The sequence below is a fragment of the Cupriavidus sp. WS genome (genome assembly GCF_000395345.1).
GTDB lineage: Bacteria > Pseudomonadota > Gammaproteobacteria > Burkholderiales > Burkholderiaceae > Cupriavidus > Cupriavidus basilensis_B.
The window spans coordinates 1-2,124 of sequence record NZ_AQPL01000679.1 but is presented as its reverse complement, the minus strand read 5'-3'; the positions used below and the strand labels follow the sequence as shown (position 1 = coordinate 2,124).

General features: G+C 59.4%; 3 protein-coding genes. All 3 read right to left on the bottom strand.

Annotated elements, in window-relative coordinates:
- A partial coding sequence (locus K206_RS0136485; protein ID WP_020207147.1) for a replication initiation factor domain-containing protein occupies positions 1-901 on the bottom strand: 901 nt, incomplete at its 3' end.
- A 55-nt stretch (positions 902-956) separates the two neighbouring features.
- Complete coding sequence (locus K206_RS0136480; protein ID WP_020207146.1) at positions 957-1,238, bottom strand: hypothetical protein; 282 nt, start codon at positions 1,236-1,238, stop codon at positions 957-959.
- Positions 1,239-1,518: 280 nt separating this feature from the next.
- Positions 1,519-1,800 carry a hypothetical protein gene (locus K206_RS42430; protein ID WP_231401743.1) on the bottom strand — a complete coding sequence of 94 codons (282 nt, stop codon included), beginning with the start codon at positions 1,798-1,800 and terminating at the stop codon, positions 1,519-1,521.
- Positions 1,801-2,124: the final 324 nt, after the last annotated feature.

Sequence of the window (2,124 nt, the reverse complement as noted above, 5' to 3'; positions counted from 1 at the left end):
ACACACTGAAAATGTCGCCACCGTACACAGCAAGCGCGGTGTACAACGTGGACCCGTACTGACGCTGAATATTCGCCAGCGCAGCATCAACACACATTACCCCTACCCGCTGCGGACGCAACAAAAGCTCCGGCGAAATGTTCGGGTAGACCTCCTGCAGGTAGGGATACAGGCCCGTAAAATACGAGTCCCGATCCGCGACCAAATTCCAGTCGAGAGACTTCGCATCAGCCGCCTTCAATTCCGCTTCGATCCGGAACCAATCGGCCAGCTTCGTGCGCACACCATCAACCTGAATCTCCCACTGCTTGAAATGCTCAATGCAGAGGTCTTCATAGTCTTTGCCGCCTACAGATTTGCGCGCGATGTTCGCCATTTGCAGGCCCTTCTCGTAGCCCCGCAAAAACTTCGGTGACTCCCGTTTGCCGATATAAGCCGTGCGGCCTTCGTTGGGGTCCGAATGCGTGATGCAGTCCATCTTCGGCGGCCGGCCGCCGCCATTGAACTTCCCCGCCTGATGGGCCTCCACAACGCTCTCATAGCTAACCGAGCCATCGTAGAAGTCCGCGGCAATATCGACCCGACGAAGCCGAGCATCATCGAGATCCACCATCGATTCCGTCAACGCCTCAACCCGGTCCTCCAGCAACTGGCAGCCCTGCCCGCTCACGTCGCAGTACAAGCGGCCACCCTGCCCTTCACCGCCCCACGCCAGCATTGCCACCTGTGCTTCGTTGACCGTCAGGTCCGCTGCGAAATCGAAGCGCAGAGCGCCCCGTTTCCGGTGGGACAGGGTCACCCTACCAACCGGTTCAAAAAATCGCTCCAGCGCCCTGCAAACGTCATCTAGCCGGGATTTTGTCGAAACCGCCAATCGGTCGATCTTGGTTTGCTTGGTCATGTGGTGCCCTTCGATGGGACTTTTACCCCCTATTAGATAGGGGGAAAAGTCTCGGCTACGCGCCCGCGCGCGTCCTCATCCCTGCGGTCTCGCGCGTGCGCGCCGCCCCTTTATTCCTCTGCTCTACTTGGGCGGAAATGGTCGCATCAATGGCCTTCAACCTGTCTACAGCCACACCCGGAGAGCGGCGCAGCTCAGCCATCTTGCCCGATACGTACTCGATCGAATCCACCAAGCTCCCCAGCATGTCGCCGACATGGCGGCCCAACGGCACACCCGCGACCTGGCTGGACTCGCGCAGCCGCTCCGCAATCTCCGGCGTCACGTAGACCGTCATCTGTACTCGCTTCATGCCAACCCCTTAAGGTAAGTTACCTTAAAACAAGGTACGACTTTCCCCCCCGAAACGCAATCGGAAAGTGCAGTATTTGAAACCGAAACAACACATTTTGTGCGCCAAGAGCCACTAGTTGACCTAATCGGAGTTATGTCGCCCGAATGGCTTGCAGGGCGCGGGGTCCGCTCGCTATTCGCACAGGCACCACCCGCGAACTCCTCCCCTGCCGCGCAACCTCCCGGCTTGCATGGGGGCTAAAGCGCCCCCATACCCCGCAAACCTAGACCCACGCCTTCCAGTTGACGCGATGCCCGCAGTGCTGACAACCGACAACCCGGCAGCGCACCGCCCGGCAACACGCGACCAAATCCAGCACGGCCCGGCGGCTCTCACCAAGCGCCAGCAACTCCGTCTTCAGCTTGGAAATCTTCCGGTAATAGCGCCGCCGATAGGCATCCTGCCTGCCTCGCTGCGAGTTCCTAATGTGCCAGTACAGGTTGCGCACCTCGGCTTTCAAATGCGCCACACGAACAGCCCGCCATTCGCTGAGATCAGGCACCATCGCGCGACCTCCGCACCAACGTCTTCACGGATTCCAGGCGGTCTATCGCCTGCTCGGCCATCACCGAGACACCGAACGCTAGGTACGAGCGCAGGTCACCAATTTGAGTGACCTCACCTTGGGCTGCATCGCAAACGTACTGAATGGCCAGAACGGCCCGGACAGCGTCCTCCAAGGACGCAAGGATAGAATCGGCATTAGCCATCATCGAAACCCCGAGTTTCGGTTGTGGTCAGGGGGTATTGGCCGTTAACGCGGCCATTACTCCCGCTTTCACCCGCTACGTATCGAGCAACGCTCCCATCCGCAACAGGCGCTCATTGT

Bases quoted from the DNA above. Each gene is read 5' to 3' on its own strand.
- K206_RS0136480 (WP_020207146.1), bottom strand. From the start codon at position 1,238: ATGACGGTCTACGTGACGCCGGAGATTGCGGAGCGGCTGCGCGAGTCC.
- K206_RS42430 (WP_231401743.1), bottom strand. From the start codon at position 1,800: ATGGTGCCTGATCTCAGCGAATGGCGGGCTGTTCGTGTGGCGCATTTG.